This is a genomic window from Tunturiibacter gelidiferens (genome assembly GCF_014201335.1).
In the GTDB taxonomy this organism is placed as follows: domain Bacteria; phylum Acidobacteriota; class Terriglobia; order Terriglobales; family Acidobacteriaceae; genus Edaphobacter; species Edaphobacter lichenicola_E.
In genome coordinates, this window is record NZ_JACHEB010000010.1 from 161,136 (window position 1) to 179,829 (window position 18,694).

The 18,694-nt window shown below is 52.7% G+C and carries 16 protein-coding genes; 6 read left to right on the plus strand and 10 right to left on the minus strand.

The window, feature by feature from the left end:
- The first annotated feature begins 152 nt into the window (after positions 1-152).
- Entirely contained in the window at positions 153-1,859 is a 1,707-nt protein-coding gene (locus tag HDF14_RS19410; protein ID WP_183979950.1) for an AI-2E family transporter, read from the plus strand.
- 255 nt (positions 1,860-2,114) lie between these two features.
- Here HDF14_RS19410 and HDF14_RS19415 read toward each other — a convergent pair whose 3' ends face one another.
- Together HDF14_RS19415 and glgX are read right to left on the minus strand one after the other, a co-directional pair.
- A complete protein-coding gene (locus HDF14_RS19415) occupies positions 2,115-4,256 on the minus strand; it encodes a mechanosensitive ion channel family protein (RefSeq protein ID WP_260698414.1) in 2,142 nt (713 codons plus the stop codon).
- Positions 4,257-4,809: 553 nt separating this feature from the next.
- A complete protein-coding gene (gene glgX, locus HDF14_RS19420) occupies positions 4,810-6,993 on the minus strand; it encodes a glycogen debranching protein GlgX (protein ID WP_183979952.1) in 2,184 nt (727 codons plus the stop codon).
- Positions 6,994-7,458: 465 nt separating this feature from the next.
- Here glgX and HDF14_RS19425 point away from each other — a divergent pair, with 465 nt between their 5' ends.
- Complete coding sequence (locus tag HDF14_RS19425; RefSeq protein WP_183980166.1) at positions 7,459-8,190, plus strand: hypothetical protein; 732 nt, start codon at positions 7,459-7,461, stop codon at positions 8,188-8,190.
- 763 nt (positions 8,191-8,953) lie between these two features.
- Here the strand turns inward: HDF14_RS19425 and HDF14_RS19430 are convergent.
- A complete protein-coding gene (locus tag HDF14_RS19430; RefSeq protein ID WP_183979953.1) occupies positions 8,954-9,373 on the minus strand; it encodes a hypothetical protein in 420 nt (139 codons plus the stop codon).
- A gap of 4 nt (positions 9,374-9,377) precedes the next feature.
- Positions 9,378-9,719, minus strand: coding sequence for a DUF3147 family protein (locus HDF14_RS19435; RefSeq protein ID WP_260698430.1), 342 nt, complete (start codon positions 9,717-9,719; stop codon positions 9,378-9,380).
- A gap of 452 nt (positions 9,720-10,171) precedes the next feature.
- On the opposite strand from HDF14_RS19435, the gene HDF14_RS19440 reads away from it, so the two are divergent.
- Positions 10,172-11,209 carry a DUF2252 domain-containing protein gene (locus tag HDF14_RS19440; RefSeq protein ID WP_260698431.1) on the plus strand — a complete coding sequence of 346 codons (1,038 nt, stop codon included), beginning with the start codon at positions 10,172-10,174 and terminating at the stop codon, positions 11,207-11,209.
- Positions 11,210-11,709: 500 nt separating this feature from the next.
- Here the strand turns inward: HDF14_RS19440 and HDF14_RS19445 are convergent, their stop codons facing one another.
- Positions 11,710-11,865 (minus strand): hypothetical protein, encoded by a 156-nt coding sequence (locus HDF14_RS19445; RefSeq protein ID WP_183979960.1) that lies wholly within the window; start codon positions 11,863-11,865, stop codon positions 11,710-11,712.
- Positions 11,866-11,901: 36 nt separating this feature from the next.
- Positions 11,902-12,321 (minus strand): pyridoxamine 5'-phosphate oxidase family protein, encoded by a 420-nt coding sequence (locus tag HDF14_RS19450; RefSeq protein ID WP_260698416.1) that lies wholly within the window; start codon positions 12,319-12,321, stop codon positions 11,902-11,904.
- Positions 12,322-12,755: 434 nt separating this feature from the next.
- Here HDF14_RS19450 and HDF14_RS19455 point away from each other — a divergent pair, with 434 nt between their 5' ends.
- Complete coding sequence (locus HDF14_RS19455; RefSeq protein ID WP_183979964.1) at positions 12,756-12,962, plus strand: hypothetical protein; 207 nt, start codon at positions 12,756-12,758, stop codon at positions 12,960-12,962.
- Positions 12,963-12,984: 22 nt separating this feature from the next.
- On the opposite strand, the gene HDF14_RS19460 is transcribed toward HDF14_RS19455, so the two are convergent.
- Together HDF14_RS19460 and alkB are read right to left on the minus strand one after the other, a co-directional pair.
- Entirely contained in the window at positions 12,985-13,230 is a 246-nt protein-coding gene (locus HDF14_RS19460; protein WP_183979966.1) for a hypothetical protein, read from the minus strand.
- A gap of 45 nt (positions 13,231-13,275) precedes the next feature.
- Positions 13,276-13,929 carry a DNA oxidative demethylase AlkB gene (gene alkB, locus HDF14_RS19465; RefSeq protein ID WP_183979968.1) on the minus strand — a complete coding sequence of 218 codons (654 nt, stop codon included), beginning with the start codon at positions 13,927-13,929 and terminating at the stop codon, positions 13,276-13,278.
- A 470-nt stretch (positions 13,930-14,399) separates the two neighbouring features.
- On the opposite strand from alkB, the gene HDF14_RS19470 reads away from it, so the two are divergent.
- Positions 14,400-14,987, plus strand: a complete 588-nt coding sequence (locus HDF14_RS19470) for a ferritin-like domain-containing protein (protein ID WP_183979976.1) — start codon at positions 14,400-14,402, stop codon at positions 14,985-14,987.
- A 659-nt stretch (positions 14,988-15,646) separates the two neighbouring features.
- Here HDF14_RS19470 and HDF14_RS19475 read toward each other — a convergent pair.
- Together HDF14_RS19475 and HDF14_RS19480 are read right to left on the minus strand one after the other, a co-directional pair.
- Complete coding sequence (locus HDF14_RS19475; RefSeq protein WP_183979978.1) at positions 15,647-15,871, minus strand: hypothetical protein; 225 nt, start codon at positions 15,869-15,871, stop codon at positions 15,647-15,649.
- 1,119 nt (positions 15,872-16,990) lie between these two features.
- On the minus strand, positions 16,991-17,404 hold the full coding sequence (locus HDF14_RS19480) for a DUF1801 domain-containing protein (protein ID WP_183979980.1): 414 nt from the start codon (positions 17,402-17,404) through the stop codon (positions 16,991-16,993).
- Positions 17,405-17,723: 319 nt separating this feature from the next.
- Between HDF14_RS19480 and HDF14_RS19485 the strand changes: the two genes are divergently transcribed.
- Positions 17,724-18,629: an MBL fold metallo-hydrolase gene (locus HDF14_RS19485; RefSeq protein WP_183979982.1), complete on the plus strand. Its 906-nt coding sequence runs from the start codon at positions 17,724-17,726 to the stop codon at positions 18,627-18,629.
- The last annotated feature ends 65 nt before the right edge of the window (positions 18,630-18,694 follow it).

An 18,694-nucleotide genomic window follows, 5' to 3' on the forward strand; every position in this document is an offset into this window, starting at 1 on the left:
AGACAAGCAAATATACTCTTGTCGTGAATTGGATTAACCGGTAGATCCGCTTACTCGACAACTTCGGTTGGATACGTTTTTAGGACCCTTATGATATGAACGTCTTGACGTACCTGCGATCAGATAGTCTGTTGAGCTGAAATCGTGTCCAAATGAATAAGAAATCTAATTTGACCGAAACGGCGAGGCTGCTGCGCATTGTCACCTTCGTCGTAGTAGTCGCCGCGCTCTACTTCGGTCGCAGCGTGTTTATCCCGCTGGCCCTCGCGTTATTACTTTCCCTGCTTCTGGCGCCGGTGATGACTTCTCTCGGTCGACTCCGGTTACCGCGTGTGGCTTCAATCCTCCTGATAGCCCTCTGTCTGAGTACGTTAGCTTTTGGGTTCGCCTGGAAGCTGTCCGTTGAACTGACAGATTTGGCTGGTCAACTGCCTGGCTACAAGACGATATTGGAAGAGAAGATCCATGTGCTAAGTGGATTACGCAACTCGAACTTCAGCAAAGTGTCAGAGACCTTTGGAGATCTTGAGAAAGACTTAGCTAAGGCCGGTTCAGAGTCCCCAGAGCAAGGTCATACCAAGAAGCCGCCTCCAGGATCCTCGCCCGATCGGCCACTGGCAGTAGAGGTCGTACCTCAGTCGAACACGATTGCCTATGTCGAAAACGTACTGGGCTCAATGGGGGCAGCGGGCCTTGTTGTTGTCTTTACAATTTTTGTCCTCATGGGGCAAGAAGACCTTCGCAATAGATTCATCCATCTGTCGAGCGGTGGCCGGCTGCATGTAATGACTCAGGCTCTCGACGAGGCAACACGTCGCATCCAGCGCTATCTGTTTTTGCAGTCGGCTGTAAATGCCGCTTACGGTTTGATCGTCGGGGTGGGTTTGTACCTAATCGGGATACCTGAGGCTTGGCTGTGGGGTCTCCTTGCGGCGATCCTTCGCTTCATGCCCTACATCGGTGCCCCCGCATCTGCTGCAATTCCAATACTTCTATCGCTCGCTGTGTTTCCCGGATGGGGACACGCGTGGGGCACCATGGCCTCTTTCGTTGCGCTAGAACTCATCGTAGCGAACTTTGTTGAGCCTCTTCTGTATGGGTCACAGGTTGGTCTCTCCGCTCTGGCGATTCTCGTCGCAGCCGTGTTTTGGACTCTGATATGGGGTTTTCCTGGCTTAATATTGTCTACGCCGCTAACCGTCTCCTTGGTCGTTATGGGACGGTACATCCCAAGTCTAAGTTTCCTTAAGATTCTCTTGGGCGACGAATCGGAGATATCGCGAGGCGATCTTTACTACCAGCGTCTGCTAGCATCAGATCAAGGCGAGGCCAAGCTTGTCTTAGAACAGTATCTTCAGACCAAGTCCCTCGATGAGCTCTACAGCGAAGTTCTAATTCCGGCTCTCAGCCTCGTCGAACAGGACCGGCATCGCAACGAATTGGATGATGCCACACTAAGTTTTATTATGCAGAGCACACGTGAGTTGATCGAAGAGTTGAGTGACACCTCAGTGATCAACGTCGCCGAAACCCCGTGCCTAACAGACAGTTCAGCGAGTTGCGTTGTTTGCATACCAGCACGAGATGAGGCGGACGAACTTGTTGGCCTGCTTTTGACGCAGTGCATCGAAAGAAGCGGGTTGAGCAGCCATAGCGTTCCTATCGGGCCAATTGGTGAAATGCTTTCGACAACAGCCGAACTTCGGCCAACCGTTGTCTGTATCTCCGCATTGCCGCCATTTGCAATCGAACATACTAGAGCGTTATATCAAAAGCTTAGAGCGAAATTTCTGATCTCAATATCATCATCTGCCTGTGGCACTTTGCAGGAGATCTCGATAAAACACAACGCCGATTGAAGCTGTTCGACGGGCATTCAGTGCTGCTCACTCTCCCAGACGTGCTGCAATATGTGAGGGAAAAGGTCCAACGGCCCTCCGTCGGCGCTACCTCAACTGTGCTTGTGCGGGGAGTGAGCTTATTGAAGATAAGAAAAGTCTAGCCGCCTCTATTTAGGAAGGTTGCCAGACGTTCACGAAGGCGTTCTGTTTGCTGCCTGAACGGAAGAACACCGCAAAGTGGCTTGAATCGCTGGCGATACCGCGCGCTGAGATTTACCCTTTTACCGCAGCTTGGATCACAGGTGTCGCCGCAAATGCCTGCTTGAACTCGTCGTTCTGTTCCATTAGCTTGACTAAGCGTTTCGTCAATTCCTCATCTGTTTTCGCCGCTGTTCTGATCTCAACTGGAAACCGCGCCCACAACTGAAATGCTCCTCCGCTAAACTGAAGCCGTGAATCGACCTCCGGAGCGGCAATTGGAGCTTGCATCCAGTTCTCAACATCACGGTGTTGCTGCTCGATGTTAGGACGATAGCTTTCGTAGACCGTCTTCACCTCGTTCATGATGGCGTCGCACACTTTGGTGTAATTAGTCGTCGCTGAGAGCTTCACAATCAGTTCATGCCAGGCGAACTCGGTACCCGGTATCTGCTTGTAGAGAGGCGTGGCCGCCTGAAATAGCACTGCGTTGGAGAAGACAGCCACTCGGCCCGTGGGGTTCATTTCCACCCCGCTGCCTGCTAGCTCCATCATGTAGAACCGCACCAAGCCGACGTCAATTACATCTCCGGTCACGGATGAGACGGTAATCCGATCGCCTACTTTGACCCCATATCTGCCGACAATAAAGAAGTACGCAGCTACAGAGAGTAGGACAGTTTGTAGTCCTACCGCAATGCCGGCTGTAATAAACCCCGCAAACGTTGCGAGGGAATTGAATTGCGTCACAAAACCGAAAAGGACGACAATTACTGAAAGAAAGCCGATCGCAATCCTTCGAACCACCAACAACTGACGTCGCCTTCGTGGATCATGGACGTATTTATTGGTTGCGCGCCTCCATAGCTCGCCCCCAACAAAGATGATCCCTAGCGCGATGGCGATCACTACTACGCGAAGCAAAAGCGCGTGAAGGACTCCCTTGTACTCCTGATCCACGGCACCCTGCCATGCGGTAAGGTTTGACCTGCTTTCCTGAAGAACGATAAGTTCCTGGCTCAAGGGGATTGCAGCCGAAGATAGGGCCTGGAAATCCCTCGTGATCGAACCGAGTGTCTCTGCAGAGGTAGCTTGGGACGTCGACGTGGGTGGGGTAACAGATGTTACTGTCGGAGTAGGCTGAATCGAAGTGGGCGCCTTGGTCTTTGTCCCAGCCGGCATCTTCTTTGTTGTTGCTTGAGGCGGGGCCGAAGCCTCAACCGCCTCTTCGGTCAACAGTTGGCCCTTAGTGACAAGAGTGCGAAGAACGGTCGAGATCGGTACTCTAACAGCAAGGGCCGTTTGATGAGCCTTATCGTTCTGGCTGATTAGACCGTCAAGCGCGTGCTTGGTCTCCAACAACTGAAACAAAACCACTCCCTGGCTGCTAACTCCCGAGGATCGCGCTGACTCCAACGTAGTCAGTTGAGGCGCAACAATCTTCTCCTTGCTGTTCAACTCGGGAATGGATCGTTGAAGTCGCTCTACATCCGCCGCAAGTCCGCTTCCGTCTTTGGTGTCGGAGATGCCTACAATCTTTTTTAGCGCCTCGTCCATGGAATTGTTGAGGTCGATGGCTGCCTGAACCCCCTCTCTCTGTAGCCGAAGAGAGTTGATTTGTCGCGAGTTTGCCGTTGCGATCGCCTTATCCAAGCTGTCTTCCCGCCCCTTTAACACCACCAGCGCCTGTTCAACATTCGTCTTGGTGTTCTCTAGTCTCTGTCTATCGCCAGTAGACACATCCTGATGCACAATCGCGAGCGCGGCTCCGGCCTGAGCTGCCTGAAACGCGTAAGTTGCAGCCTGTGAGGAAAGCTCAACCGATTGGGTGAAGTAAACAGCGTCATTTGGCTCCCCGGCCTTCTGAATCGGCACGAGTGAGGCGCGGTAGAAGCTAATTACCGCGTTAAGATGCGACAGAATGTCGGTTCGGCTAGACTGCAAATCAAAGCCAGGTACCCCCCTTGCCGAGACTTTCTTATTCTTTTCCGCTGCCGCATTCTTATCCGGCTTGGGCTCTTGCGAATCATCGGATTTGTCAGGCCGTTGCGGGCTATCTTTTACCTGCGCCCGTGCTAGTCCCATTACGCCGCCGCCCACAAAGACGATGTTAGGGAGAACAAGGGCGACCCATACTAGGAGTGATGGAATACGTCTTTGTCGCTGCACAATCACTTGCTGTTCACTCTTTTCGTCCTGGTTCATCCCCGACTTCATTCCCATTCTTCTTTCAACCTCTCGAGTTTCCCTTTCCTTTGATGCGCAGATCAGAGGCTTTGAGCGCAGCGATCCAGTGCGCCAGCCCGACCTTGTGTTCAAGCAGCCAGAGATACTTCGGTCCGCATCAAACCCACAACGCAATCAGAAGACTCAGCGACTTACATGGAGAAACATGATGAAAACTATACTTTGGGGGATCGTAGGCTTTTGTGCTGTTGTAGCAGGTTTACTCGTAATCCTGCCGAGGCGAAACGCTCCTATCGAACTGCTCGCACATCGGCTGGAAGATGCTTGGGCAGATCATCACACTATCGTTGAAGCTACATAGGTCGGCAGCTCAGATATAAAGTTTGCCGTCGCATGTACTTCATGGCAAGCCGCTTATTCTCGTAGCCTTACGAGGTCCTCGATGCGCTCCGAGCACGAGCATGAGCCTGCTTTAGACGCAGCTGACTTCTCTCCGGTAATTGCGGAGTTTTAGGTTCGAACACTATGCCGACAGCCGCTGAGTGCTGGTCGGCTGTGCCAATCGCTCCCGTAGGCCACTACTCTAAGATTGTGGTGTTTCATCGGATAGAAGTTTTAGGGATCTGCCGCCCACGATGACCTTGGCGTCCACTACCACTTTGGCAAAGGGTTCATCGATGTTTTCCGTATCGATTACTTGGTTCCAATTGGATCCGACCAGCGGCGGCGGTAACGTGAACTCAACACCTTCATGAGAAGCGTTGACGAGAATGAGAAAGCTATCGTCAATGACGGGCTTGCCTTCTTCGTTCGTGACCTGCAAAGTCTGACCGTTCAGGAGTAGGCCAATAGAGCGATTCCATCCTGCGTTCCAAACTTCATCTCCGACTTGATTTCCATCTGGGTTGTACCAGGCAATGTCCTGAATTACAGTGTTTCCGTCCTTCCTGCGAATCTGACGATCCTGGAAGAATTTACGACGGTGAAGATTGGGATGAGAGAGCCTAAACTGGATAAGCTGACTGGTGAAGTCGCGGAGACGTTTGCGAGAATCGTCCAGAGCCCAGTCGAACCAAGTCAACTCGTTATCCTGGCAATAGCAGTTGTTGTTGCCGCGCTGGGATCGGGCGACCTCATCGCCTCCTGCGAGCATTGGGACTCCTTGCGAAAGCATCAGAGTGGCAAGGAAGTTGCGGATCTGACGCTCCCTTAACGTGTTGATCTTCGGGTCGTCCGTTGGTCCCTCAGTGCCCATGTTCCAGGATTCGTTGTCGTTGGCGCCATCCTTGTTGTCGTCGTGATTCGCTTCGTTGTGTTTTTCGTTGTAGCTTACGAGGTCACATAGAGTGAACCCATCGTGCGCGGTAATGAAGTTAATGCTTGCGTAGGGTTTGCGACCATCGAACTGGTACAGATCGCTTGATCCCGTTATGCGATTGGCAAAGTCCGATAGCTGACCTGCATCGCCTTTCCAAAAACGACGAATGGTGTCGCGATAGATCCCGTTCCATTCTGCCCAGAGAACAGGGAATTGGCCTACCTGATAGCCCCCGTCACCAACGTCCCACGGCTCTGCAATCAGCTTAACATCCGCTAGGGTGGGGTCCTGATGGATTGTGTCGAAGAAGGAGGAGAGTCGGCTGACATCGTGGAGTTCGCGGGCAAGAGTCGCGGCGAGATCAAAGCGGAACCCGTCCACATGCATCTCGGTAACCCAATATCGCAGCGAATCCATGAGCATCTTCAGCACTTGTGGATTCCTTACATTAAGCGTGTTGCCGGTTCCGGTGTAGTCCATGTAGTGCCGAGGGTCTCCCTCAACCGTGCGATAGTAGGTCGCATTGCATACGCCCTTCCAACTCAGCATTGGGCCCATATGATTACCTTCGCAGGTATGGTTGTAGACCACGTCAAGGATCACTTCGATGCCCGCTGCGTGAAGAGCCTTGACCATCTCTTTGAATTCACGCACCTGTCCCCCTCGGTCTCCCGAAGAACTGTACCGTGACATCGGCGCGAAATAGCCTAACGTGTTATATCCCCAGTAGTCGCTAAGACCTTTATCTACGAGATGTCCCTCATCAATAAAGTGATGGACGGGGAGCAATTCAACCGCCGTAATACCGAGTTTCTTGAAGTAGTTGATGCTGGACTCGTGCGCCAGGCCGGCGTAGGTACCACGCAGTTTCTCAGGAACCATTGGATTGCGTACGCTAAAACCCTTGACGTGGACTTCATATATGACAGAGTCAGCGAGAGGTGTCTCCGGAGGACAATCATCTCCCCAATCGAACTTATTATCGATTACTACACTTTTGGGAACGCCAGCCGCACTGTCCTGTTCGTCAATTTTGCCATCGTCGCCCGACGCAAGATCATAGGGAAATATCGGGGCCTTCCAATCGACATCGCCGGATATAGCTTTCGCATACGGATCAACTAGCAATTTATTCGGGTTGAACCGGTGGCCTTGGTCGGGTTCCCACGGCCCATGTATGCGATAGCCGTAAAGTTGTCCGGGCTTGATATCAAGCACTAGCCCGTGCCACACGTAAGCCGTACGTTCACGCAAAGCAATACAGGCAGTCTGCTCGCCATCCGAGTTGAACAGGCACAACTCAACGCGGGTCGCATCTTGGGAAAAAATAGCGAAATTGGTGCCGTTCTTGTGAACTGCCGCGCCGAGAGGATAGGGCCTTCCTGGCAGAAGAGTGGGATTTAAGTGGCTCCTCGATTCCTCTTTTTGGGGTGCCTCTAGAACTCTCATTTGTCCTCCTGAAACGACCACCTTATCGACCATGGTCGCATTTGACTTCTAAATTGTTCGGGACCTTCCTGCCAAACGGTTTTACCGCTTGCCTCGGGGAAGCCATCTGTCGAGTCGTCGGGCAGATTGGCAGCGAGCATCAGCTGTCGATCACCGCTACTATTCCAAAAACGCACTACGACGGCCCCAACACGCGGCACCCAGCCTTTCTATCCCCCATGTTTAACTGTCAGTAACTTGGTTGAAAAAACCATAAAAAGCGTTGTATGCAACTCCAAGTTGGGTCCAATCAGGCGAACAATTATGGGCGCTGGTCAAGGTGTCCTAACCAAAAAGCGAATGTGTCAAAACGAGTCGGTAAAAATTGCATCTCACTTGGGGAACAGAGATACAGTTTCGAAAACCGACGCGAGGACCAACCTAATGCGCGCTTCACACGCCCGTTCATTTGGCCTGTTTTGCTTGATGTGTGTATTGAGCGTTCTGGCTGGTGCGGAACCTGTCAAAGTTCGCTATGCGCAGGGCTCCAGTCACGGATTTCTTGCGCTCAAGACTCTTGATGGCCGGTTGATTGCCACTGGAGAGTCAACACAGACCGTTCACGGCGGCCGCGTGACCTCACGTCTTACCTTCCATTTTCTTGACGGTTCAACTGACGACGACGTTACGATCTTTACCCAAAGCAACACCTTCAGGTTGATCAGCGATCACCATATCCAGCGTGGCCCTTCCTTTCCGAAACCAATCGATTTCCTGATCGACGGAGAGTCTGGTCAGATCATCTCCCGGGATAAAGAAGGGAAGCTGACACAGGAACACTTGGATCTGCCTGGAGACGTTTCGAATGGGCTTCCGCCAAATCTACTTCTAAATATCCTACCGTCCACTACGGAAACAAAGATCTCCTACGTTGTTCCAGGCTCAAAACCTCGGGTGGTCCGTCTTTCGATCAAACCAAAAGGAAGCCTTCCTTTCACAGTAGGCTCGCTGCGGAGGAAAGCCACGGACTTCACCATCCATGTTGAGTTGGGTGGCCTGACGGGAGTTGTTGCGCCGATCATCGGTAAAGAGCCTGCCGATTATCACATTTGGCTGCAGAACGGCACCCCTCCCGCGTTTGTTCGGGAAGAGGGACCGCTGTATGAGGGAGGACCCATATGGAGAATGGAAGAAATCAGTCCAACGTTTAGCCACTGAATAAGTCGACCATACCTGAGATTTACGTCCCTTGGGCGTGTCGCACGCAAACGCAACACTCATTTGGTCGATCAGCATCACACCGCGACATGTCTTCTCTTAGGTCAGAACCTTCTCCACGGCCTGATGATCTTTATGGTGCTCTCCGAGACATCACGCTAAGACCCTTCAAAACGCTCAAACCCCCATGGAGTTGGAAGGCAGCGATCCTTAGCGCACTGCTCCGCGGAGTGACGTTCTACATCAGCAATTTGCGCTCAGGCCCCGACCGAGCTGCCGCTGCGATGATAGTCGAAGCTTTCTTCGCGGTTTTCGCGTCTGGTTTGATAGGAGCGGTTTCCCAACGGCTGAGGTCGTCCCGACCAGTGTTAGCAACCGCGACGGTTGTGTGTCTCGGGCTGCCGGCTTTGATGGTGATGGCTCAACTCGGGGTGCACCATGCCGCTCGCACTCCTCACGTGGGCCCGGGCGTGCTAGTGTCATTTTGCCTCGCATCCGTTTCAACGGCTTTCAGTTGGTATGCGATGCGACATGGATCATTGCTTGGCGGCGCGGACAGTACTACGCTTGCTCATGACATCGTTAGTCTGCCAGCGATCACTGTCAGCTTTGTCACGTTCCTCGAGCTTTAATGGATCATTATCGTTCGAATCACGGCGCTCGGGAATAATTTAAGGCCTCGGTCGGATAGGCGTAGAGTTCCTTCGCATTTTCTTTACGGCGGTCTACCCGATCACTATTTCTGGTTGGGTCTTCTGAGGGGTTACATTCTCTCCCGCGCCCACCAGAAGACCCCGGCCACCACGATCCAAGCCCCTGAAGCGATGAAGAGCATCAGTGAGAAAGTATGGGTCGGTAGCCCCCGCCACAGTACCATTGCGAATCCGACTAACCCAACCGCCCCTATCGAACCGCCGGCCGCCTCTACACCGGCTTCACCCCGTGCGGAACGGGTCCCTAGCTTGCCGGCCAACGCTTCTCGTTGCGTTTTATGCTTCTCTACTAGGCTGACTCCTGCGGGAAAGATCCCCGGAAAAGCCAGGAATAGGCCGCCCACCACCGGCCCGTAGTGGTCCGCGATAAGCCCTGCAAAGACCGTTACTAAACCACCGAAGATGAACCGTGAAGCATACTCAGTCGGTTTGGTCTCTTTCAGGGAATCGAACCTTAGCTTTAGCCGCATCTTCTTATCTCCGCAGCCAGAGCGCCCAGATGGCTGCTGCCGTTGCAAACCAGACCGGCATTAATGTGATGGCGGCCATTAGCGATTTCGGCCGCCAACGCACGAGTATAAAGCTCACACAACACGCATAGACGAAAAACGCGATCGCACCAGCAACCATAGAACGAGCCTCTATCGCGATATACGCGGCACCGTGTTTATGCAACGTCAATGACAGCGTCGCAAACGCAATGGTCGGAGCGGCGGCGAACACTCCTCCAAGCGACTCCGGTTTTATCATGTCGCCAAGGATTGCAAACACGCTCACCACTAGGCCGCCTATTAGAAATCGCAATATCGCATCCATCACCACTGTCGCCTTCCTTGGCCCCACTCAGTAATTGCAAGGTCGCTCTTTCTCCCTAGCAACTGAAAATGCTTCTTGCCACGGGGTTGGTTAATCCTTTCGTGAGATATTTATGCCGGCCCTTCGTATTAGGTTGCCTGTCAAACACCCACATTTCGGAGCGCAGATGGGAGTTCAGGTCTGAACCTCAAAACGAGGCCCTCCCCGTTTGACCCTTGCCGGTCGACCTTCCTCGTGACCAGGAATCAACATTCGGGCGGTCGAACTCCGCCTATCGTTGAGCTACCAAACAACTTGAAAGAGAAGAATCGCGTCCCACGCGTTGATTCACATTCTATTTACAATGCAGGGCGGAAATGACTAAGACTCGGATGGGTAAGGCACGGGTTGGAAAAACATCCAAGACCGGTGGGTTGAACATACGGGAGGCAACCGCCAGCTACGAACATTGGATGCGAAGATGTACGACGGTAATTTCGTCGGATCTTCGTTCAAAGCATGAACAGATGAAAGAGAGTCCCTTCCTTTTCTTGCGGGGAACCTTCTACAGGTGGGCTCAACAATGGTCGTCGATCTGTTCCGATTTGTGCGACGCACCAGAGGTTCTCGCTGTCGGGGATCTGCATGTGAACAGTTTTGGGACTTGGCGAGACGTGGAGGGCCGGCTCTGTTGGGGAGTCGACGATTTCGACGAGGCTTTCCGCTTGCCTTACACCAATGATTTGGTCCGACTAGCCGCCAGCATGAAGATCGTCATCGACGCGGAAGGTCTGTCAATCAAGGTGAAGGCGGGCTGCGACGCTATTCTAGAGGGATATGTCCGGTCTCTCAAGGCAGGCGGCCGCCCTCTGGTTCTCGCGGAACGTGAACAAAAGCTCGGAAAACTCGGCATAGACAGTTTCAAGCCGCCAACCGATTTCTGGGACAAACTAAATCAACTGCCGCCTGTACGTCAGGAGCTTGCTCCTGATGTAAGGCAGGCGCTGGAAAAGACCCTTCCAGACCCGCAAATGGAATATAGAGTCGTCCGTAGACAAGCGGGTCTAGGTAGTCTTGGACAGCAAAGATTTGTGGCGATCGGAGAGTGGCGCGGAGGTTATGTCGCACGAGAGGCGAAGGCTGTGCTGCCGTCTGCCTGTGTCTGGATGACGGGCGAGGTGGGCTATGGCCAGTCCAACTACGAAGACGCGATTTCTTCCGCGGTACGTTCCCCGGACCCTTTCCAGGTCATTCAAGGATCTTGGCTAATTCGTCGCCTTTCGCCGGACTCAAATCCCATTGATATTCAAACTCTGCCCAAGCATAGTGACGAGCAAATGATTCTTCAGGCGATGGGTGCGGAAGCGGCACACGTCCATCTGGGGACGAAGCGACATGCCACCCGCGTTTTGAAAGACTTGAGTAAAAGGAAAGCGAATTGGCTGCGCGACTCTGCAAATCACATGGCCGCAGCCGTGGAGAAGGACTGGAAACGTTATAAGAAGTGCTAAGTTCGAACGCAAGGTTTGCTGGACTAGGATCGGTTCGCTACGAAAACCAAGTATGCAGAGTTCGCCAACTGAGTGCGACAGCCCTATCGTATCCTACTTTGTAGGATCTAGCGGAACTTGTTAGCCTCATAGCAGTCAAGGTCGTTGCCCATTGACCTCTCCATTCTTCGCGGCTTCATGTAGCTAGTGGGATGGCAACCTTTCTCTTCGTGGAAACATCTTTCAAAATTGGCGCCTATCGGAAAATACAAAAGTGCATTTCTCTAGAGGAGAGACTAGAAATGGTGCGGCCGGAATGCTTCAAAGCCCTTTATGTGACGTCACGCAATGTGCCCTATGGTCCTGGCGGGACGTGGCCGACAGACAACTTCTTGGGTGGAGGTGTACTCGCAAAAGGTCAAACAGTTTGGTTAAAATGTACGCGCGACAAAGGATCCGCGGAGAGTCTCGTTCCCGCATTTGTAGAGCATCTCGGTCCTATAGTGGTCGACGCGCGTTTTCTAGTTGATCTCGGCCAGCACGTCACATCCTCGCTGCAAGAGTGTGGAGAGGGAGCAGCCCCATCGACCAAGAAGCACGCTATAGACATCGTGGCACTGCGTCGAAATAAAGTCGTCGACCAGAGCGCTTCCATTGGCAGCGCTTGGTGAGAGCATTCTGTCTTTTCAAGCTCTAGCAATTACGACTTGAGGCTAACCTTTCACTTCGCCTTCGTCCTCACCGTCCCAGTACTTGATGCGCTGCGCATGCGCTTTGATCAGTACAATCCCCGGCGTTTCGATGCCTTGTTCAAACCATCGTTCCAGGTCGGCGTTCCAATGCTTCTCGAATAGCGCCATATCCCGAACCAGCTCGGCTATCGCTTCAATCGATATAAATAGCGGAGGCTTACCTAGAATCCCGGCTTTCCCTTGCAAAGAGAGGCCCACTCGCGGATCGCGCTGAATATCCGCTACCATTCGCGACGTTTCCCAAGTGAAGAACCACGAATCTCCGTCGTACTCGACATCACCGTTGTTACTCATCGGTCGTGCTCCAATTTCGCCGTCATCGGCCCGCGTGGATAGCATGGTGAAGTCAATATCAGCTACCTTTTTTGCTAAGTCTTTCATAGACATGCCACTCATCAAGTCACCTCAAATGTTAGTTGTTGTTTCACTGCAAAGCTGGAGCAGGGTCCTCCGGTTACGTGCGATTCTCATTCACCGGAGACAAGCAAGAGAAATCGCGAAAATCCCGCTCCCCTGCCAGCCTTAAATCATTGATGCGTTTGCACATCAACACGAAGGTAGATGCGGTTTTAGAAAGCAACGTTTGGACCACAAGAGAGCAATCACTCGCCGTTTCACCAAATCGACATAAACTACCAAACAATTCAGTTTGACTGATAGCGCATGCTGGTTTCCATTGGACCCGGTTGCTGCCGAGTAGCCGTGACAGGTGTTAGCATTTTCGAATGCTCTATCGGCTGTCTTTCAGCAAAACACATGAGGGTCTACTGCGAGTCAGCGCTAGCGCCGGGCGGATTTCAGAGCAGGTCATTTCGATGTACGACGACGATCAGGTGTTTCTAAACCTGGTCGGTCATGCTGGACTGAGCCCAGAGGTCGAACAGGCAATTCAAACGGCGGTTCAGATTGGCTTTGGTCCCGCTAAGACCCCTTCATGCTGCGAAGAAGTTGAGTTGAACGACGATCAACTCGCGTTACTCCGACTCGGCACGGCACGCCGACTTCATCCTTCGGCCGTCTAGTCGTACGGTATTGACGTGGCGTTCAATCGCTCTGAGCGAGAAACTTCTTCGTTGCTTCGGATGGCGTGTAAATTTCACCCTCGATCATCATGCGGCCAGTGTATGAGCCCCCACGACCAGCAAACTCCCATGCGACTTCGTGCCCTTTGCGCGTAAGGTTTGCCCACTTGGTTTGCTTGGAAGCGTTCTGCTCAAGCCAGAAATTCCCTTCATTATCCACAAAGGAACGCAGCTGCCCATGCCCCGTTATGTCTGTCCAGGTCGACATGTCCTCGAGCCTCGGATCCATGATCTTATGGTGAATCTGGGCGTCCTATCGGGCCTTGCGGAAGGTTAGGTTATAGGGGTGTCCGCCAAAGAGTGGATGGACACCTTTTTTCAGCGGCAGTACGCCGTGATAACGCTTGCGTGCCGGGCCTCCCCACACCAGGACATCACCATGAACAACTGGAATGTGAACGGTCTTATCTGAACGCTGATCTCCCCCGAACAGAAAGATCGCAGGGAGACCGAGAGAGACCGAAACAATGGGTGCGGTGAAATCGAGCTCATCCTTATCCTGATGCAGACTAAGCTTGGCGCCTGGCTCATAGCGATTGATGAGACAGCCTTCCGGCACAAAGTCCGGAAATCCAGCTTCACTAGCCGAGCGTTGCGCCAGTTCGACAAACGATGCCGGCATCGCTGGCCAGAGTGATCCCGTATCTGGATCGACAAAGTCGTATCGATAACCTTTCCGATCCGTAATCCAACCCAAGGCGCCGCAGTTCGTCGTGGCAACGGACATGCGAAAGCCCCCCGGTGTTGTCATATGTCGGAAAGGCGCCTGGTCGGCAATCTCTAACAAGGCATTTTGGATCAATGCCTCATACTTGAGAGCGAACCCTTCCAAAATTGCGGTGCCCGGCCCTAGATAGTCGCGAGAATATGCATTTTTGGAATCGTCCTCAAAGAGAGGAGCTGCCATCCTCATTTCGTCATCCTTTTATCGCAACTCTTTCTGTTTGGAGAGTGCCTCTGGTCTAGCGGCGCCGCAGGAGGAAAACCACAAGGAGAATGATTACTACCAGGCCTAGCCCGCCGGGCCATAAGAACGCTCCTCCATTGCTCGAAACTCCAGCGACCAGACATCCGGTTAGGGCAGTCAAGCCGACTAGGCTTGCCACAGCCGTCAGTGCGATTCGAACAACACGTTTTCTAAGTGATCTATGCGACATAGAGTTTTCGCTTCCTTCTCATCGAGCTGGTTCGCTGCTTCGTCAGTCTACCGTCTACTTCAGTACGTATTAGTCTGACTCACTAAGAAACACATCTTACGGTCACAATTAGCTGTTTTTTTGCATCTCAGATTACGAAAGCATGGAGCCGCTCCGGTGTTGTTTTACGGGATACTCGGCTTTCTGACATCCAATTCAAAGCGAAGAAAGTAGGTCACCTGTGGCACTAAACGACGTTTTAGTTGACGAACTCCGAGACATGTATAGCGCGGAAAATCAATTAGTAAAAGCCCTCCCGAAGCTGGCCAAGGGTGCAATCAACCCGCAACTGAAAGCCCTCTTCACGGCTCATTTGGAGGAGACAAAGGGACAAGTCCTACGGCTGAAACAGGTATTTGAGATTCTTGAAGAAAAGCCAACCGGCGAGCACTGCAACGGAATGGAGGGTGTCATCGAGGAAGGTGCAGATGCGCTGGAAAAGGATCAGGAAGGTCCATCCTTTGACTCCGGGCTTGTGGGAGCGGCACTCAGAACCGAACACTACGAGATTGCGGGATACACTGCAACCATCGCAATGGCTCAGGCGCTGGGTCTGAAGGACGTTGTATCTCTGCTCACGCAGAACCTCAATGAAGAGCTCAACGCAGCGAAGAATATCTTGGCCGCGGCGAAGCCTATTTTGCGGGAGTCTGCACAACAGCCCGAAGATCAGGAGAAGAAGCCGAAAACTTCGAAGGAAAAAGAGTCCGCTCGAAAGAGTCGTGAGGACGAGAAGAAAGCCGCCCCTACACTCAGACGCAATAGGTAAAGCAAATCTAAAGAGGTGGTCTCGAGGCCACCTCTTCACATTTAGGTGATGACCTCAAAAATACGACTGTTGTTGAGGCCTTCTATGACATACACGTTTGAATTCGGAAGTTGTTCCCGATGATTGCACCCGCTGAATTGATCTAACGTATATAGCTATGGCAAAGAAGAGACTCGCAGCATCCAACTCACGGACTCAAACAGAACTGACACGGCAAGTTTTTCACCTTCATCGCCTTGAAACGCTACTCCACACGATGCGATGCATCGCGCAGTATGAAGATGTCCTTTGCGAGCTATCCCACGAAATTAGAACTGCAGGCCGTGTTTCAAATCAGGCAAGCGCTGAGCTCCGCAGCATCGTTAACAATCTGCCGTCGGAAGACTACATGCACGATCTGAATTCGGTAAGAGCGATCTTTGTCGAGATGAAACCATCGAAGCCTTCGAGCTTAAAGAGAAAGACAAAGCCGGGCAAACTTCGCAAACGCTATGAAGCTGCGGCCAAAACAAGAGCCACAAAGAAGGCCCCGAGGTAGCAAGCTTGAACGCGAAGTTAGTTCGTGGCGAGACCGTCAGGACCTAGTTTGCAACCCTTCGTAAACGTTCAGAGCGGCATGTTGAAGGAGGTCCGCATTAAGAATATTACTCATTATCGAGTTATACCGGATCTTCGCCTTGTTCTGCCTTCACATGATTGTCCAGAGAGGCCTTACAGTGCAAAATCTGCTGACGTTGATTCTCTTGTTCTGAACGCATTGCCGCAAATTCGTGTGGATAGGTCGTCTTGAGGTCGGCAAATTGAATCTTGCATTCAATCGCGTCGATCTCCCTCTCAGCATCGTATATCTCTTTGAGCAACGGTTCAATCGATGGTTTGTCCACATACCCTCCGTATATTGAGGCTTTGGTTAAGCGTTGGAGGAGTTTCCAGGATGGCGCTTCACGATCATTGCGCCACCGCACGTCTTGCATTTCTTATTTCTGATGCTCTCCGGCCGGTCGTCCACGGTCTCGGTCTTTCCACACCCGACGCACGTTATGACAATTTCGCTCATAAAACCCTCTGCAGTAGACCAAATATTCGCTTGCATTCGCGAAGCGCCGATCGTCTTTGATCCGAAATCGCATCCATCTCTTTCGTGTACTCGACACTTTTGGACAAGGTACGTCGGCCGAGGACTAGAGTCTGGTGCACAAGCTCACGATGATCAGCTTCAGAAACCAAATAATCGGTTTCTAATTCGGTACGGGACTTGGAAAGCATTGAAGCCTTATTAGGCTAGGAAAGCAGGCCCAGGTGGGTTGGGTTGGCTAGCTGGAAGTGGCATTCGGGTCAATACCTGCAGCTCACTTCGATGTGGAAGCGATTCTAACGCATGGCACGAAGGTCTTGCTAAGCAGATTTGCGCTCACCTGGGTTTCATCAAACCTACACCCTTTATTTGGTAACTCTTTGAAACAAATGGTGTCTCAATTCACGTCGACGGTGATGCCACGTAGTCTGAATTCCACTGGGAGTTTCGCGCGACAATGCGGAAGGACAAATTAGCCGTAACGACGCACGGCGTCGAAAACCTGATCTAGCGCAAAGAAGCTGGGCGCGGGCGTCTGGTTCATGTCCATTACTCTGAAGATCGCCAGGCGGTCCCCTAAACGGTTGTCAGTCCTCAGCCACGTCGCCGACGAGAAGAAGACTGTCTGACCTACTTTTGGCCGAGTATCGGAAGCCTGCCACGATAGCTGCAACGAGAAACTGCGAATCAGCATCCGAAGGAAAATGTCAGAGATAGATAAAATCAATGAACTGCCTGAGCCAGACGAGGTGTCTGGCGTCCACGATGACTCCTTGGAGTATGACGCCGGTTTCCAAGCAGGCAAAGCTGGTAAACCGAGTGACGGGAAGACCGTGGACTGGCACCGGGGCTGGGCAGACGCCCAAGAATAATTTTCTGCGATCAGATTCCGCAGCCAACGGTCGCCCTAAGGTGCACGACTACGAGGTTATGCTTGCCTCGTCCTCGTGGCCGTAACCTTTTTGATGAGAGTCTCAAGCACCTTCATGTCCACATCCGCGAGCTGCTTGATGTACAGACATCCCTTGCCGGTGGTGTGCTTGCCGAGCTTGGCGAGCACCGCCTCAACGCCTTCAAAGCCTATCGGGCCATACAAAACGTTTGCCGCTTTGCGGGGTGAAAAGCCCACGATGGGCATATCGCCTTGGCGCCCGCTCTCGTAGGTGTAGTGAAAGCTGTCGAAGCCGACAATCGACGGACCCCACATCGTGGGCTCGTTGCCAGTGACCTTTTGCATCAGCTTGGCCAGAGCCTTGGCATCTGTGCGTTGCTTCTCGTCACTGCACGCATCGAGAAACGCCGCAACGCTGAGAGCTGTGGGCTTGGTCTTATTGTCGGCCATGAATCTACGCGTGTACCTCCGTTCCAAGGTTATGGAAAATTCTATCTCCGGTCTGCCTACAACTTCAACAGACTTACCAATCGCCCACGAAGGGTCCCGGAACAGGATTGAAGACAAAGAACCGAAATTCCGAAAATTCAGTGCGCGCGGCAGAAGAGACGGACGCGAGGGAGTAGCTTCTAGAGTTAAATCACCTGTCCGAGATGCCGGTTTTGCGTGCGAGTGGACTGGATTTGTAAACACTAGCCGACATATCGGTACTGATCCGGTCGTTTGCTTTCTCGGGCGAGCGACGGGGCAAGAGCCTACAATCTTATCCATGCCACGCTCACCATTCGCCTTTGTGCTCGCGCTACTGATCGGTTTTGCTTCTCCTATTGCGGCGCAGAGCGCGGCGACGGGCAACCAGATCACCATCCTCTATGATGCATTCTCAGACAAGCCCGGCCTTACGCTCGATTGGGGCTATGCCGTGCTGGTAGAGTTTGAAGGCAAACGGATCCTGTTCGACACGGGCAACGATGCGGCGATGTTTGAAACCAACATCAAGCGCCTACGCGTCGACCTATCGAAAATCGACCTTGTGGTGTTGTCGCATCGCCACGGCGATCATACGTCGGGGCTGCGCTATGTTCTCTCAGTGAATCCGAATGTGCCGGTGTATGTGCCCAACGACGAAACGTTCATGCAGTCGACGCCGGCTGGGTTTTTCGCGCCTCCTGCCGAGAACACTTCCTTGCCGACGAAGATGCGCTACTTCAGGGGCACCGTGCCTATGCCGTCACCAGCACATGGAACGGCCTGGCCTTCGGCGCGGTTCCACGCGGTGACGAAGCTCACGGATATCACGCCTCATATTCACCTGATCAGTACGCTGTCGGAGACTCCGGGCTTTCGTGATATGCCCGAGGTATCGCTGATTCTGGACACGCCGCAGGGGCCTATCGTGATCGTTGGGTGCTCGCACCCGGGCATCGAAAACATTCTTGCGAACGTGGCGACGCAGACACATACGGACTCGATCTTTGAACTGGTCGGAGGCCTACACCTGGTCGTTTCCACGCCGAGTCAGATCGATCATTCGGTCTCCGCGCTCTTGGATACGTATCACGTGCAGCGGGCGGCGCTGGGCCACTGTACTGGCGAGAAGACCTTCGCGATTTTGCAGAAACGTCTTGGGGAAAATTATCGCTATGCCGGTGTGGGTGAGGTGTTGGGGCTTTAGGCGCGACTCTTCCTATGGATTGGTACCGCTTAACGCCGTAATGTGCACTGATTTCCAGTGGGCTT

What these genes read in the sequence shown, in the direction of transcription:
- HDF14_RS19410 (WP_183979950.1), top strand. Translation starts at nt 153, where the DNA reads ATGAATAAGAAATCTAATTTGACCGAAACGGCGAGGCTGCTGCGCATT.
- HDF14_RS19415 (WP_260698414.1), bottom strand. Translation starts at nt 4,256, where the DNA reads ATGAAGTCGGGGATGAACCAGGACGAAAAGAGTGAACAGCAAGTGATT.
- glgX (WP_183979952.1), bottom strand. Translation starts at nt 6,993, where the DNA reads ATGAGAGTTCTAGAGGCACCCCAAAAAGAGGAATCGAGGAGCCACTTA.
- HDF14_RS19425 (WP_183980166.1), top strand. Translation starts at nt 7,459, where the DNA reads ATGTGTGTATTGAGCGTTCTGGCTGGTGCGGAACCTGTCAAAGTTCGC.
- HDF14_RS19430 (WP_183979953.1), bottom strand. Translation starts at nt 9,373, where the DNA reads ATGCGGCTAAAGCTAAGGTTCGATTCCCTGAAAGAGACCAAACCGACT.
- HDF14_RS19435 (WP_260698430.1), bottom strand. Translation starts at nt 9,719, where the DNA reads ATGGATGCGATATTGCGATTTCTAATAGGCGGCCTAGTGGTGAGCGTG.
- HDF14_RS19440 (WP_260698431.1), top strand. Translation starts at nt 10,172, where the DNA reads ATGCGAAGATGTACGACGGTAATTTCGTCGGATCTTCGTTCAAAGCAT.
- HDF14_RS19445 (WP_183979960.1), bottom strand. Translation starts at nt 11,865, where the DNA reads ATGCTCTCACCAAGCGCTGCCAATGGAAGCGCTCTGGTCGACGACTTT.
- HDF14_RS19450 (WP_260698416.1), bottom strand. Translation starts at nt 12,321, where the DNA reads ATGAAAGACTTAGCAAAAAAGGTAGCTGATATTGACTTCACCATGCTA.
- HDF14_RS19455 (WP_183979964.1), top strand. Translation starts at nt 12,756, where the DNA reads ATGTACGACGACGATCAGGTGTTTCTAAACCTGGTCGGTCATGCTGGA.
- HDF14_RS19460 (WP_183979966.1), bottom strand. Translation starts at nt 13,230, where the DNA reads ATGTCGACCTGGACAGACATAACGGGGCATGGGCAGCTGCGTTCCTTT.
- alkB (WP_183979968.1), bottom strand. Translation starts at nt 13,929, where the DNA reads ATGGCAGCTCCTCTCTTTGAGGACGATTCCAAAAATGCATATTCTCGC.
- HDF14_RS19480 (WP_183979980.1), bottom strand. Translation starts at nt 17,404, where the DNA reads ATGGCCGACAATAAGACCAAGCCCACAGCTCTCAGCGTTGCGGCGTTT.
- HDF14_RS19485 (WP_183979982.1), top strand. Translation starts at nt 17,724, where the DNA reads ATGCCACGCTCACCATTCGCCTTTGTGCTCGCGCTACTGATCGGTTTT.